Source organism: Streptomyces sp. NBC_00647 (genome assembly GCF_045207245.1).
Taxonomy (GTDB): Bacteria; Actinomycetota; Actinomycetes; order Streptomycetales; family Streptomycetaceae; genus Streptomyces.
In genome coordinates this window covers 1,633,040-1,647,372 of record NZ_CP109040.1, presented here as the reverse complement: position 1 = coordinate 1,647,372, position 14,333 = coordinate 1,633,040, and the positions used below count along the sequence as shown (strand labels likewise).

The window sequence follows — 14,333 nt, the reverse complement described above, 5'->3', positions numbered from 1 at the left end:
TTATAAAGTTCGGCAAGAGCATGGTCACGCCGGCTCTCGGCCGTGCCCCGGCTTCGCACGCCAACCCGTCAGGAGCTCAGATGTCCCTGTTCGAGATACGGGATCGCGCCAAGAAGTACCAGGCGGATCTGCTCGAGTTCATGGATGCACACGTCTACCCCGCTGAGGCGGTGTACCACGTGCAGATGCGCGCGTCGGGTGACCCGCACTTCCACCCGCCGATCATCGAGGAACTCAAGGCGGAGGCGCGAAGGCGCGGACTCTGGAACCTGTTTCACCCGCACCCGGAATGGGGCCCCGGGCTGACGAACCTCGAGTACGCGCCGCTGGCGGAGATCATGGGGCGCAGTCACATCGCCCCCGAGGCGTGCAACTGCAACGCTCCCGACACCGGGAACATGGAGGTGCTCACGCTGTTCGGCAGCGACGAGCACAAGGAGAAGTACCTCAAGCCCCTGCTCGACGGCACGATGGCCTCGGCCTTCGCGATGACCGAGCCGCGTGTCGCCAGCTCCGACGCCACCAACATCGAGTTGCGGATGGAGCGCGACGGTGACGAGTACGTGCTCAACGGCCGCAAGTGGTTCGCCTCCAATGCCCTGCACCGCAACTGCAAGGTGCTCATCGTCATGGGGAAGACGGAACCTGGCGCTGCTCCGCACAGGCAGCAGTCGATGATGGTCGTCCCCATCGATGCCCCCGGGATCACGGTGATGCGCGGCCTGCCGGTGTTCGGCTACCAGGACCGTGAGGGGCACGCCGAAATCGACTTCGCCGACGTACGGGTGCCGGCCAAGGACCTCCTCAAGGGCGAGGGCGAGGGTTTCGCGATCAGCCAGGCCCGGCTCGGGCCCGGTCGTATCCACCACTGCATGCGGGCCATCGGCGCGGCCGAGCGGGCGCTGGAGCTGATGTGCCGGCGCGCGCAGTCACGGGTGACATTCGGTAGTCCGGTCGCCGAACGGTCCAACATCCAGGACTGGATCGCGGAAGCGCGCATCGACATCGAGATGATCCGGCTGCTCACGCTCAAGGCCGCGTATCTGATGGACACGGTCGGCAACAAGGAAGCGCGCACCGAGATCGCGGCCATCAAGGTGGCCGCCCCGAACATCGCTCTGAAGATCATCGACCGCGCCATCCAGGTGCATGGAGCAGCCGGAGTGACCGAGGACTTCCCGCTGGCGATGATGTACGCGCAGCTGCGGACACTGCGGCTGGCGGACGGTCCCGACGAGGTCCACAAGCGGGCCATCGCCAGGCAGGAACTGCGGCGGTACCGCGACGGGGCCACCACGGCGGCGAGCGGCACGGGCACCCGCGGCGGCCACAAGGCAGAGGTGAGCTGAAATGGCAGGGCTGGACCTCAGCGGTCGCACCGCCGTCGTCACCGGCGCCTCCCGGGGTATCGGGTTGGCGATCGCCCAGGCCATCGCCGCCGCCGGCGGAAACGTCGTCCTCACGTCCCGGTCCCAGGAGGCGGCGGACGCCTCCGCGGCCCAGGTCGGGGGCACGGCGATCGGCGTCGGTGTGCACGCGGTCGACGAAGAAGCGGCCCGGCGCTGTGTCGATCTGACGCTCGATCGCTTCGGAAGCCTCGACATCCTCGTCAACAACGCGGGGACCAACCCGGCCTTCGGACCCGTCATCGACCAGGACCACGTCCGGTTCGCCAAGACCTTCGACGTGAACGTGTGGGCTCCCGTCCTGTGGACGGGGCTGGCCGTGCGGGCCTGGATGGGCGAGCACGGCGGCGCCGTCGTCAACACCGCCTCGGTCGGCGGCATGACCTTCGAGGCGAACATCGGGTTGTACAACGCGTCGAAGGCCGCACTGATCCACCTCACGAAGCAACTTGCGCTGGAACTCTCGCCCAAGGTTCGCGTCAACGCGGTGGCGCCGGGGGTGGTGCGCACGAAGCTGGCCGAGGCCCTGTGGAAGGACCATGAGCAGGCCCTGTCCGCCGCCACGGCACTCGGGCGCATAGGGGAGCCGGCCGACATTGCCTCGGCGGTCGCCTTTCTCGTCTCGGACGCCGCGAGTTGGATCACCGGCGAGACGATGGTGATCGACGGCGGACAGGTGCTCGGTGACGCGATCCCGTTCCGGCAGGGAGCCGACACCGGTGTCTAGCTAGGGCCTGGCCGGCCGATCCCGCCGCGGACGCGGCGCTGGACAGGCACCGTCCCTTTCCGGCCACTTGATCGGCCGGAAGGTCCTGGCCCGGACAGCGTCGCGATCGACGCCGAGGCGTACACCCTCGTGGCCGCTGTTGTCCTGAGGCAGCGCTCGGCGCGGGCTGTCCGGGGAGTGAGGCGTCGTCGGGCCGGTGCCGGTCCCGTCGCCTCGGCCCGGTGCCCGCGCGTTTCAGCCGGGCGGCGCCGACAGATGGATCAGGATGCCGCACACCTCGTCCACGATCTCCCGGGCTTCCGTCTCGTCCCCGCAGTCGCCCAGCTCGCGCGCCGTTCCTCCGATGACGGTGGTCAGCACGCTCACCCTGACCCGGCCGGCGCGCCGCCGCTCGTCGATCTCCAGGAGCCGGGCGTTGCGCCGTACCCATACGCGGTCCCACTGGCGGCGCAGCGCGTCGAAGCCCGCGGGGCCGTCGTCTTCCACGAGGAGTCTGCCGAGCCTCCGGTTGTCCCAGGCACCCTCCAGATAGGCCCTGGCTCCCGCAACGAAGAGGGCGACGGGATCCTCCACGCCGCGGTTGCGCTCGGCGGTCAGTGTGGCCGCGGTTCGACGCTCCTGCTCCTCCCGGAACTCCTCCCACAGGGCGAGGTACAGCCCTCGCTTTCCGCCGTAGTGCTGGAAGAGGCTGCCCACCGGGATGCCGCAGCGCGCCGCGATCTCGCTGAGACCGGCGTCGGTGTAACCGCGCTCGGCGAACACCTCCAGCGCGGCGTCGAGCAGCGTGCTCCGGAGGCTTCCGTCCTGCCCGGCGTACCCCTCCGGCAGGCCTGTTCCCCCCTGCCCGCCCGGCTGACGTGCCGCCTCGGGCCCGGCAGATTCCCCGATGCCGCTCACTCGCCATCCCCGCTTTCCTCGGCCCCGTCGCGGATGGCGAGGGCGACCAGTAGTTCCAGGAGGTCGGCGATCCGGCGCGGATTGCGGCCGCTGCGTTCCTCGATCCGGCGCAACCGGTAGTGCGCCGTATTGTGGTGCACCCGCAACCGCTCGGCGGCCAGCCGCAGATTGAGGTCCGCCGCCGCGAAGGCCCGGATGGTGACGGCCAGCGTGTCGCCACGTCTGCGGTCCTCGTCCAGCAGCGCACGCACCCGGGGATCGACCAGCTGGCGGGCGACGTCGTCGGCGCGCAGCGCCAGATAGTCGAACGGGGACAGCCGCGGCAGCGCCGCCACCCCGCCCTCGCTCGGCACCAGGTCGAGGGCGGCTCGCGCCTCCTGGTAGGCACGCGGCAGTTCACCTGCGCCCTGGGCGACCGTACTGATCCCCATGGAGAGCAGGGTTCCGGCGCGCGCGAGCCGCCGCTGCACGGTCTCGAAGTGGGCGCAGATGTCCTCCGCGGCCATGCCGGCCCGGACCACGGGCACGGCCACCACCTCGCCGTGGCGCACGACGACGAGCGTTCTGCCTGCCCAGGGCCCGGCGACGCTGATCGACGCGCTGGCGGCATACCCGTTCTCGGCCGAGGTGGGGTCCCCGGCGCGGGCGTCGTCGACGTACACCGCCACGACCGCCATCATCGGCGAGCGCGGTCCGACGCCGTACGCCTGCGCCGCAGCGAACAGCGGACCGCGCGTCGGTGCCACCCCGGCCAGGAGCTGGTCCAGGAGATCCCGGCGCTCCCGGTCCGCGTCCGCCACCACGTGCTGCTGGTACTCGACGTAGGCCTGCGCGGCATGCGTGCTGGCGTAGTCGACGTACCGCATCAGCGGGGTGACGAGGGACAGTGCGGCCTGCTGGGCCCCGGCGGACGTGCCCGCGCAGTCCAGCAGCGCGTCCCACAGCACCTGCCGGCCGACCCGGAAGGCACTGATCCAGTCCTCCAGGGCGAACCCCGCGCGTGCTCGGCGCATCGCTGCCGCGCGGCTGAAGACCAGGTCCTCGGGGTCGATGTCGCGATCTCCGGCAAGCGCCGCCAACTGCATCCGGTAGTGCTCGAGCACCTGGTCCCGTACGTCGCCGAAGAACCGTTCGTCCTGCAGCGCGTACGACGGGATCTCCGCACGCATCACCTCGACGGCGGTCTCCGCCACCTCCTCGACCCGGTCGTGGACGGCGTGCAGGATCCGCCGCCGCTCCAGGCGGAGCGGTTCGGACAGTCGGGGAGTGCCCATGGCAGGACCGCGAGGCATGGCGCCGATCGTCGCCGCCCACTTCGTGCTTCGTCAACAGGCTGGGCGTGAGACATATCCCGGCACCTGTGTGCCGCGCACAGTTTCGTGACCGGGAAGTTGGGTGCTCACACCCAATGTGCGCCTGGAACCTCCCCGCCTACTGTGACGCTCGCCCACCCCCCAGCACGTCGGAAAGGGCGTCACTCATGCTCGCGGTCGAAGACATCACCGTGCGCTTCGGCGGGATCACGGCCTTGGACGGTGTCGCTTTCACCGTCGAGCCGGGCACCGCCGTAGGGCTCATCGGGCCGAACGGAGCCGGCAAGACCACCTTGTTCAACTGCCTCACCAGGCGCTGCGCTCCCGACGGAGGAGACGTGCGGTTCGAGGACGAGGACCTGCTCGCCCTCCCCCCGCACGCCGTGGCCGGGCGCGGCATCGCCCGCACCTTCCAGAACCTGGGCCTGTTCCCGCAGCTCACGGTCCAGGAGAACGTCATGGTCGGCGCCCACAGCCGGGGGCGCACCGGACACCTCGCCGCGGCGCTCCGGCTGCCTCGCGTCCGGCGGGAGGAGAGGACACTGCGTGACCTGGCGGACGACCTGCTACTGCGGCTCGGGCTGGCGGACGTCGCCGACCACCCCGCCTCCGGACTGCCGTTCGGCACGCTCAAACGCGTCGAACTCGCCCGGGCCCTCGCGGTACGGCCCCGGCTGCTGTTGCTCGACGAACCCGTCAACGGGCTCAGCCACGGCGAGGTGGACCAATTCGCGGATCTGGTCCGCTCGGTGCGCCAGGAGTTCGACCTCACGCTCGTGGTGGTCGAACACCACATGGCCTTCGTGATGGGCCTGTGCGACAAGGTGGTCTGCCTCGATTTCGGCCGCAAGATCGCCGAGGGCACACCGGAGGAGATCCAGCGCGATCCGGCGGTCGTCGAGGCGTACCTGGGGGTGGCCGCATGAGCGATCCGACCACCGACCGCACCGAGGACGCGGCGACTGCGGAGCCGGACTTCCTGAAGGTTGCCGACCTGCACGCCGGATATGGCCAGGCCCGCGTGCTCCAGGGCCTCGACTTCTCGGTCGCGCGTGGCGAGGTGTGCGCGATCCTCGGACCCAACGGCGCGGGCAAGACCACGACGCTGCGGGTGCTGAGCGGCATGGTCCGCGGCCGGGGCTCGGTCACCTTGAACGGCACGGAACTGCTGGGCCGCTCGCCCGAGCAGGCCGCCAGGCTCGGCGTGGCGCATGTGCCCGAAGGCCGGGGCACTTTCAACGACCTGACCGTCGAGGAGAACCTGCGCATCGGCGCCCATCTGCGCACCGGCCCGCGGCGGCGGGGCCGCACCGAGCGTGCGGCCGTGGTGGCCGACCTGGAACGGATCTACGACTACTTCCCCAAGCTGCGCCAGCGGTCGCGGCAGGCCGCCGGCAGCCTCAGCGGCGGCGAGCAGCAGATGCTCGCCGTCGGCAGGGCGCTGATGCTGCGGCCCTCGCTGCTGCTCCTGGACGAGCCGTCCCTGGGGCTCGCGCCGCTGGTCACCCGCGAGCTGTTCGAGATCGTCCGTGCCGTCAACGAGGAGGAACGAACCACCGTGGTCGTCGTCGAGCAGAACGCCCAGCTCGCGCTGGATATCGCGCACCGGGCCCATGTACTGGAGGCCGGTCGCCTGGTGCTGTCCGGACCCGCCGCACAGATCCGCGAGGACAGGCAGGTCGCCGAGGTGTACCTCGGTGTCTCCGTCCTCTCCCGGAAGGCCGGGTGAGGACGGTGACCGATCTGCTCCAGCAAGTGGTGGAGGGACTGGGCTCAGGCGCCGTGTACGCCAGCCTGGCGCTGGCCCTGGTGCTGATCCACCGGTTCACGGGGATCGTCAACTTCGCGCAGGGCGAGCTGGCCATGCTCTCGGCGTACGTCGCCTGGCAGCTGGTGGCGTCCGGGATGCCGTACTGGCTGGCACTGCCGGCCACCCTCGCGGTGTCCTTCGCCGGCGGCATGCTGCTCGAGCGGATCGTCATCCGCCCCGTACAGGGCGCGCCCGAGCTGACGGTGGTCATCGTCACGGTCGGCCTGTTCATCTTCGTCAACGCGCTGGCCGGCCTGATCTGGTCGTTCACCGTGAAGGACTTCCCGCAGCCCTTCCCCGACGGCGGACTCGACCTGAGCGGTGTGCGTATGGACTGGTCGACGCTCGGGATCATCGGTGTGGTGGCCGTCGTGATGGGCCTGCTGTACCTGCTGTTCCAGCACACCTCCATCGGTCTGGTGATGCGGGCGGTCGCCTGCAATCCGGCCTCCGCCCGGCTGTCGGGCATCCGGGTGGGCCGGGTGCTGATGCTCGGCTGGGGCCTGGCCGCGACGGTCGGAGCGGTGTCGGGCGTGCTCGTCGCCCCGGTGCTGTTCCTGGAGCCCAACATGATGGGCGGGGTGCTGATCTACGCGTTCGCCGCGGCCACTCTCGGGGGCTTCGACAGCCCGGTCGGTGCTGTCGTCGGCGGCCTGTTCGTGGGTGTCGCCGAGACCCTGACCGGGGCGTACGTGGACGTGATCGGCGCCGATCTGAAGGTGGGCGTCCCCTTGGTGATCATTCTGGCGGTGCTGTTGGTGCGGCCCCAGGGCCTCTTCGGACGGGCGGCGGTGGAGCGCGCATGAGCACCATCACAGCGTCACTCGGCACCGACCGGGTCCGGTGGCTGCGGCCCACGCTCACTGTGCCCGTCGCGGCGGCGGTCGCCGTCGGCGCACCGTTCTACTTCGCCCCCTTCCAGGTCTTCCAGCTGACCATGGTGCTCGTGTACGCCGTGGCGCTGTCCGGCCTGAACCTGCTGACCGGATTCGGCGGGCAGATCTCGCTCGGGCACGGCGCGTTCTTCGCGGCGGGCGCCTACACGGCGGCGGTCATGCTCGACCGGTACGACACCGGCCACCCGGCCACGCTGCCGGTCGCGGCCGCCGGATGCTTCCTGCTGGGCCTCGGGTTCGGCGTGCCCGCGCTGCGACTGCGCGGGCTGTACCTGGCCCTGGTCACCCTCTCGTTCGCGGTGTTCCTGCCGCCCCTGCTCAAGCGGCTCGAACCGGTGACGGGCGGCTCCATGGGACTGACCGTGGACAAGCTGCAGCCGCCGGCGTGGAGCGGGCTGGCCGAGGACCAGTGGATGTACTTCGTCGTCCTCGCCGTCACTGCGGTGGCCCTGACGCTCGCCCGCAACCTGCTGCGGTCCCGGGTCGGCCGGGCACTGCTGGCCGTGCGGGACAACGAGAGCGCCGCCGAGGTCATGGGCGTGCGGCTGTCGCTGCACAAGACCCTCGCCTTCGCGTGGAGCGCGATGTTCGCGGGGGTCGCCGGGTGTCTGTACACCTGGGTGATCGGCTTCGTCTCGCCCGACTCCTTCAGCTTCGTTCTGTCCATCACCCTGCTGGCCGGCCTGGTGGTCGGGGGTCTCGGCTCTCTGTACGGACCCCTGCTGGGGGCGGCGTTCGTGATGTACGTGCCGAGCGTGTCCCAGGACGTCAGCGAGGCGGCGCCGGGAGTGGTGTTCGGCCTGCTGATCATCACGGTGATGTTCGTGGCCCCGACGGGACTGGCCGGTCTGCCGGGCCGTCTCCTGGGCGCAGTCGCCCGTCGCCCGCCTCGCACCACCGCTGCCCTCGACCGGATGCCAGAGGCCGAATCCGCGCCCGATGCGGAGCCGGAGTCCCAGGCCCTGTCCGGACCCTCCGAGACCCACACTCCTGCGGACCCCGCAGGTGTCGACGCCGAACCCGTGGGCGCACCGCCCCGCACGGAAAAGGAATGAACCACATGCGCAAGACGACCGCTCTGCGGGCGGCCGCGGCCGCGACCGCCGCCCTGCTCACCGCGACCGCCTGCAGCAGCCAGCGAGGTCAGGACGCCCAGGACACCGCCGCCGGTGGCGCGTGCAAGGGCCAGCAGACCACGGGCATCACCGACAAGACCATCAAGCTGGGTGGGATCTACCCGCTGTCGGGACCTGCCTCCGCGTACGGCACGATCAGCAAGGGCGTGGCCGCCTACTTCAGTCACGTCAACGACAAGGGCGGCATAGACGGCCGCAAGGTCGAGTTCGTCGTCCGCGACGACGGCTACCAGCCGCCCAAGGCGGTCGAGGAGGCCCGCAGACTCGTCGAGCAGGAAAAGGTCTTCGCGGTGTTCCAGACCCTGGGCACCCCGTCCACGGCAGCCGTGTGGGACTACCTCAACAAGCAGAAGGTGCCGCAGCCCTTCGTCGCGACGGGCGCCTCCGCCTGGGGCACGGGCGACCAGCACCCCTGGACCATCGGCTGGCAGCCCAACTACGTGGCCGAGGCACGTGTGTACGCCAAGTACCTCAAGGACGCGAGGCCCAAGGCCAAGGTCGCGGTCCTCTACCAGAACGACGACTTCGGCAAGGACCTGCTCGGCGGGTTCAAGAAGGCCGTCGCCGACAGCGGCGTCAAGGTGGTCGCCGAGGAGAGCTACGAGGTCACCGACCCCTCCGTGTCGGCACAGATGGCGAGCCTCGCGCGCTCCAAGGCGGACGTGCTGCTGGATGTCACCACCCCCAAGTTCGGCAGCCAGGCCCTCGCCGCCGACGCCAAGAACACCAAGTGGAACCCGCTGCACATCGTGAACAACGTGGCCTCGTCCGCCGCCGTGCTCAAGCCGGTCGGGTTCGCGAACGTCCAAGGCGTGGTCTCGGCCACCTACTTCAAGGACCCCGCCGACCCGCGGTGGGCCGCCGACCCGGAGATGAAGGCGTACAAGGACGCGCTGCACACGTACGCACCCGACGCCGACCCGGCCAACCAGTTCAACGCCTACGGCTGGGCCGCCGCCTCCAGTCTGCACCAGGCCCTGGACGCGATGAAGTGCCCGACCAGGGAAGGACTGCGGGACGCGGTGCGCAGCCTGAAGGACGTGAAGGTGGGCATGCTCCTGCCCGGGGTCACCATGTCCACCGGCCACGGTGACGCCTTCCCGCTGGAGACGATGCAGCTGATGCGGTTCAAGGGCGAGCGGTGGCAGCTGTTCGGCAAGCCGGTCGACACCCGCAAGGAGTTCGGCCCGGCGGCGAAGTGAGGCGGCGAGGGCGGTCCGCGTCGATGCCCCGACGCCCGGGGACCGCCCTCGCCCCGTCACGGGAGCCCGGAGCCGTGCGGGCCCGCCGTGATCACTCGCGTCGGCCCCGGTGGGGCCGCGCGCGGCCCCACCGGGTTCACTAGGCTTGGTCGTATCAGCGGGTCAGCCGGCGGTGGAGATGCGGATGACGGAGCTCAGCGCAAGCTACGACGATCCGTTCGCCCCGCGCCTCGCCGCCCTGGCGGTGCTCGACGACCGGGGTGCCGTGGTCGGGTGGAACCGGCGGGCCGAGGAGCTCCTCGGCCATTCGGGTACAGCCGTGATCGGTCGTCAGGCCTTCGAGGTCCTCGTCGATCCGCGTGATCTGCCGGCCGTCAGGGAAGCCGCGGGGAGCTGCCGGAGAGCCGGGGCCTGGTTCGGGGTGCTCAACGTGCGGCACCGCGACGGGCGGCTTGTGGAGATGGGGCTCAGGGCCCAGACGTTCTCCCGCGCCGGCCGGGTCCGTGAGTGGCTTGTCGCCGGGGCACTCGCGGCCGACGTCGTGGACTGGCAGAGGGACCGCGCGATTCTCGACGGGTTGTACCGCCAGTGTCCGATCGGCCTGGTCGTCCACGGCCCCGACCTGAAAGTTCTCCGGGTCAACCGGGCCGTCGAACGCTTCACCGGTGTCCCGGCAGCGGATTTTCGAGGTCTGCCGACCGGCTACATGCTCCTTCCCGACGACGCGCGCAAGGCCGTGGACCGTGTGCGTCAGGTGATGGAGACCGGCAGACCGCTGATCTACTCCGAGCAGTTCGCTCGCCTCGAGGCGGATCCGGCACGAGAGCGGGTCGCCTTGGTCTCGGCCTTCAGGATGGAGGATCGCGCCGGCCGCGTCCTGGGCGTGGCCGAGATGATCGAGGACATCACCGAGCGCCATCGGGCCCAGCGTCGGCTCGCCCTCCTCGACCAGGCCGGCAGCCGCATCGGAACCACGCTCGACGTGGCACAGACCGCCCGGGAACTCGCCGAGGTGATGGTGCCGCACCTCGCCGACCACGCGTCGGTGGACCTGCTCGAGTCGGTCACCTGCGGTGAGGAGCCGGCTCGGGCACTGGCGGGACCCGTGGTTCGCGTGGGGGTCTGCGGCATCGGAACTCAGCAACCCGGCCCGCCCCACGGCCAGGGCGCCCCGGTGGAGTTCGCACCCGACACACCCCAGTCGCGATGCCTGGCCGAAGGGCGGCCCGTCCTGGAACCGGTTCTGTCGGCCGGCTCCGTCTCGACCGGAAGCCGCCAGGACGCCCACGCCCCGGACCCGGGCGCCCACTCGCTGATCGTGGTACCTCTCGCCGCACGTGGCCTGGTGCTGGGTGTGCTGACCCTGTGGCGTTCGAGCCGCCCCGATCCCTTCGAGGCGGACGACCTCACCCTCGCCCAGGAACTCGGCTCGCGCGCCGCCGTCGCCATCGACAACGCCCGGCGCTTCACCCAGCAGCAGCAGACCGCCTTCACGCTGCAGAGCAGCCTTCTGCCCCGGACGGTTCCGGACCAGTCGGCCGTCGAGGTGGCCCTGCGGTACCTGCCGGCCAGCGCGGCCCCGGGCCTGGGCGGCGACTGGTTCGACGTCATTCCGCTGTCCGGGGCTCGGGTCGCTCTCGTCGTCGGCGACGTGGTGGGACGCGGCATCCACGCCGCAGCCACGATGGGCCGGCTGCGTACCGCCGTACACACGCTCGCCAGCCTCGACCTGGAACCGGACGAGGTTCTCTCCCGCCTGGACGACCTGGTCACCTTGCTGGCGGCAGAACAGGAAGCATTCGGCGAACAGCCCGTGGGCGAGCAGGTCGTCGGCGCCACCTGCCTGTACGCCGTGTACGACCCTGTCTCCCGGCGGTGCTCCGTGGCCCGCGCGGGCCACCCGCCTCCGGTGGTGACCGGCCCGGATGGACACGTGGCGCTGCTCGATCTGCCCGCAGGCCCACCTCTCGGCCTGGGGGGCCTGCCGTTCGAGGCCCGGGAGATCGATCTGGCCGCGGGAAGCCTGCTGTGCCTGTACACCAACGGAATCATCGGTGAACGCAACATCGACGCGGACATCGGCCTGAGCAAGCTGTGCGCAGCGCTCACCCGCCCTGCGGACGAGCTGGAACGGACATGCCAAGCCGTGGTCGACTCGCTCGTGCCCGAACACCCCAGCGACGACATCGCGTTGCTGATCGCCCGCACCCGCATGCTGCCACCGGAGGATGTCGCCTCCTGGCAGCTGACGCTGGAGCCCGCCGGCGCCGCCCGGGCCCGGGCATTGACGTCGGCCAAGCTGACCGAATGGGGCCTGGAGCACTTGGCGTTCAGCACGGAGTTGATCGCCAGCGAACTGGTCACCAACGCCTACCGGTACGCCAGTGGCCCTGCGACCCTGCGGCTGATCCGTGAACGGTCTCTGGTGTGCGAGGTCAGCGACGCGAGCCACACCGCACCCCACCTGCGCCGCGCCCGTACCACCGACGAGGGCGGGCGCGGCCTGTTCCTGGTGGCCCAGATGGCCGAACGCTGGGGCACTCGCTACACCCGCGAAGGCAAAACGGTGTGGACCGAGCAACCACTGGCCGGCACGCACCCCTGACCGTCCCAGGCCATTGCTGTCGGCTCACCCATCGGCGCGCGTGGAGGCAGACGGCTGTCATGGGGCTCCGTGCAGGGCCCTGGGCGGACTGCGGCGGCGGCAGCGAGGCCGCCTGCGCGGTCCGCCCCGCCACCTCGGTCATTCGGCTGCGGCGAGCAGACGCTCCTCGCTCTCCTCGTACAGCAGCCGGCTCTCCCGGCTGTCGGCGGCGCGGCGCCGGTGGTCCAGACGGCTGCCCAGCCAGCCCGCCAGGTATCCGAACGGGATGGAGACCAGTCCGGTGGACTGCATGGGGAACCAATGGAAGTCGGCGTTCGGGAAGACGGCCGACGGCGTGCCCGAGACGGCCTTGGAAAAGACCATCAGCACCAGTGCGCAGGCCGTGCCGCCGTAGAGGGTGGCGAGCAGGCCGGTGCGCGTGAATCCTCTCCAGAACAGGGAGTAGGTCAGCGCGGGAGCCACCGCGGATGCCCCGATGCAGACGGCCAGAGTGGTCAGCACGCCGACGTCCCATTTTTGGACGAGGGTGGCGAGCCCGATGGCCACGGTTCCCACGGCCACACTCGTCCACGCCGCCACCGTCATCTCCGTACGCGGCTCCGCCTGTCCCCGTCGCGCCGCATGGGCGAACAGGTCGTGGGCGAGCGTCGAGGCCGCGGCCAGCGTCATCCCCGCGACCGAGGACAGCAGAGTGATGAACACCATGCCCGCCACGGCCGAGTAGAGAATCGTCGCACCCGCGGAGGCGGGGGCCCCGCCGAGCACCTGCGACAGCATGAGCACCGCCGTCCTGCCGTGCGGGTCGACCGCAGTGATGGACCGCGATCCCACCAGGGCTGCCGCGCCCGTACCCAAGATGATCACGAGCAGGCAGAAGGTGGTGACCGTGCCGACGGCCCACGACATGGAGCGACGCACGGCCGGTGCGTCCTGCGCGGAGTACAGACGCATGGTGATGTGGGGCAGGCAGGCCACGCCGAGGACCACGGTGATCTGGAGACCGACGAAGTCCAGCCGGTCGCCGGCCGAGGTGCCCAGCTGAAGGCCCTGCTGAAGGAAGGCGGGGCCCGTACCGCTGCCGTGCTGGGCGGCCCTGAGCAGGTCTCCGGGGTTCCAGCCGAAGCGGTTCAGGACCAGGGCGGCGACGACGAGGCTGGTGCCGAGCAGGATGACGATCTTGATCATCTGAAGGAGCGCGGTACCCCGCATACCGCCGAGCGCCGCGTAAATGATCATCAGACTGCCGACGATGACGATGCATGCCGTCCTGGCGCCCGCCCCGTGCGGGATGTTCAGGATGAAGGTGAGCAGCGACCCAGCCCCGGAGAGCTGGACGACCAGGAAGGGCAGGGTCGCCGAAAGCGTCACGACGCAGGAAGCGATGCGCACGGCCCGCCCGGGCATGGTGCGGGCCAGGACGTCGCCCATGGTGAACCTGCCGGCGTTGCGCAGAGGTTCGGCCAGCAGGAACATCAGCAGCACCAGGGACAGGGCGGTGCTGACCGTGAGGACATAGCCGTCGTATCCGGCGAGCGCGATGATGCCGCTGGTACTCAGCACCGTGGCCGCGGAGATGTAGTCGCCCGCGATGGCCAGGCCGTTCTTCAACGGGGTGAGCGAAAGGTAGCCGGTGTAAAAGTTCGTCAGGTCGTCGCGGTCCGGTCCCGTCATCACGCACATCAGCAGCGTGACGGTGACCAGGGCGGTGAAGAGGACGAGGACGGTGGCCTGCGACCCGGCGTCGAAGTCGGTCATCTCGCCACCCCCGTGGGCCGGCCGGCCGCCCGCTCTCTGACGACGCGGGCCAACGGGTCCACCGAGCGTTGTGCGCTGCGCTCGTACGAGAAGACCGCCGCGAAGGTGACGACGAGCTGAAGGATCCCCAGGGCTATTCCCAGGCTCAGCTCCCCGGTGATCCTGGTCCCCATCAGTTCCGGTGCGTAGCAGGACAGCACCACGTACACCACGAAGGAGCCGAGTGCGGTGATCGTGGAGACCCGGCGGAGTACGCGGTAGGCCGAGCGAAGGGCGGCGAGGTCGGCGCTGTGCCGAGGCGTCTCGTGCGCGTACGGTTCCTGCCGGGCGGCCTGCCCGTACCAGTCGTACGGGGCGTCGTCGTATCCGGACGGGGAGGGGTCCTGCGCCGGATCGCGTCCGTACGACTCGTACCGAGGGGCACGGCCGTACGGCTCGGCCCGCGGCCATTCCTGCTGCGGGTACCACTGGTCATGGGGATATGTCATCGCGTGACCTTCCGGCTCGGCTCGGTTCCGTCGAGGGCTGGGGGAGAGGAGTGGCGGCGCACGATACCGACTGGTTGGTATGCGGCACAGTCTGTGGG

12 protein-coding genes are annotated in these 14,333 nt (G+C 70.4%); 8 read left to right on the top strand and 4 right to left on the bottom strand.

All coding sequences use genetic code 11. The annotated features are described in order from the left end of the window. Window positions 1-80: 80 nt before the first annotated feature. On the top strand, window positions 81-1,349 hold the full coding sequence (locus tag OG788_RS07265; RefSeq protein ID WP_406369611.1) for an acyl-CoA dehydrogenase family protein: 1,269 nt from the start codon (window positions 81-83) through the stop codon (window positions 1,347-1,349). A gap of 1 nt (window position 1,350) precedes the next feature. Beyond that, window positions 1,351-2,133 (top strand): SDR family oxidoreductase, encoded by a 783-nt coding sequence (locus OG788_RS07260; RefSeq protein WP_406369610.1) that lies wholly within the window; start codon window positions 1,351-1,353, stop codon window positions 2,131-2,133. Between the two features lie 234 nt (window positions 2,134-2,367). Here the strand turns inward: OG788_RS07260 and OG788_RS07255 are convergent, their stop codons facing one another. Together OG788_RS07255 and OG788_RS07250 are read right to left on the bottom strand one after the other, a co-directional pair. Next, a complete protein-coding gene (locus OG788_RS07255) occupies window positions 2,368-3,030 on the bottom strand; it encodes a TetR/AcrR family transcriptional regulator (RefSeq protein ID WP_406369609.1) in 663 nt (220 codons plus the stop codon). Next, on the bottom strand, window positions 3,027-4,322 hold the full coding sequence (locus tag OG788_RS07250; RefSeq protein WP_406369608.1) for a PucR family transcriptional regulator: 1,296 nt from the start codon (window positions 4,320-4,322) through the stop codon (window positions 3,027-3,029). Before OG788_RS07250 ends, OG788_RS07255 begins: the two co-directional genes overlap by 4 nt. 188 nt (window positions 4,323-4,510) lie before the next feature. Between OG788_RS07250 and OG788_RS07245 the strand changes: the two genes are divergently transcribed. The 6 genes from OG788_RS07245 to OG788_RS07220 all read left to right on the top strand — a co-directional run bounded on the left by OG788_RS07245 (window position 4,511) and on the right by OG788_RS07220 (window position 11,992). Further along, window positions 4,511-5,269, top strand: a complete 759-nt coding sequence (locus OG788_RS07245; RefSeq protein WP_406369607.1) for an ABC transporter ATP-binding protein — start codon at window positions 4,511-4,513, stop codon at window positions 5,267-5,269. Next, window positions 5,266-6,072 (top strand): ABC transporter ATP-binding protein, encoded by an 807-nt coding sequence (locus OG788_RS07240; RefSeq protein ID WP_406369606.1) that lies wholly within the window; start codon window positions 5,266-5,268, stop codon window positions 6,070-6,072. The genes OG788_RS07245 and OG788_RS07240 overlap by 4 nt, the downstream gene beginning before the upstream one ends. Window positions 6,073-6,077: 5 nt before the next feature. Then, a complete protein-coding gene (locus tag OG788_RS07235) occupies window positions 6,078-6,959 on the top strand; it encodes a branched-chain amino acid ABC transporter permease (RefSeq protein ID WP_406369605.1) in 882 nt (293 codons plus the stop codon). Next, the gene (locus OG788_RS07230) at window positions 6,956-8,104 is read left to right on the top strand and encodes a branched-chain amino acid ABC transporter permease (protein WP_406369604.1); all 1,149 of its coding nucleotides are present in this window, start codon (window positions 6,956-6,958) and stop codon (window positions 8,102-8,104) included. Before OG788_RS07235 ends, OG788_RS07230 begins: the two co-directional genes overlap by 4 nt. Window positions 8,105-8,109: 5 nt before the next feature. After that, a complete protein-coding gene (locus OG788_RS07225; RefSeq protein WP_406369603.1) occupies window positions 8,110-9,387 on the top strand; it encodes an ABC transporter substrate-binding protein in 1,278 nt (425 codons plus the stop codon). Window positions 9,388-9,571: 184 nt separating this feature from the next. Then, complete coding sequence (locus tag OG788_RS07220; protein ID WP_406369602.1) at window positions 9,572-11,992, top strand: SpoIIE family protein phosphatase; 2,421 nt, start codon at window positions 9,572-9,574, stop codon at window positions 11,990-11,992. A 138-nt stretch (window positions 11,993-12,130) separates the two neighbouring features. Here the strand turns inward: OG788_RS07220 and OG788_RS07215 are convergent, their stop codons facing one another. After that, on the bottom strand, window positions 12,131-13,747 hold the full coding sequence (locus OG788_RS07215; protein ID WP_406369601.1) for a cation acetate symporter: 1,617 nt from the start codon (window positions 13,745-13,747) through the stop codon (window positions 12,131-12,133). Further along, a complete protein-coding gene (locus OG788_RS07210) occupies window positions 13,744-14,235 on the bottom strand; it encodes a DUF485 domain-containing protein (RefSeq protein WP_406369600.1) in 492 nt (163 codons plus the stop codon). Before OG788_RS07210 ends, OG788_RS07215 begins: the two co-directional genes overlap by 4 nt. Window positions 14,236-14,333 lie beyond the last annotated feature (98 nt).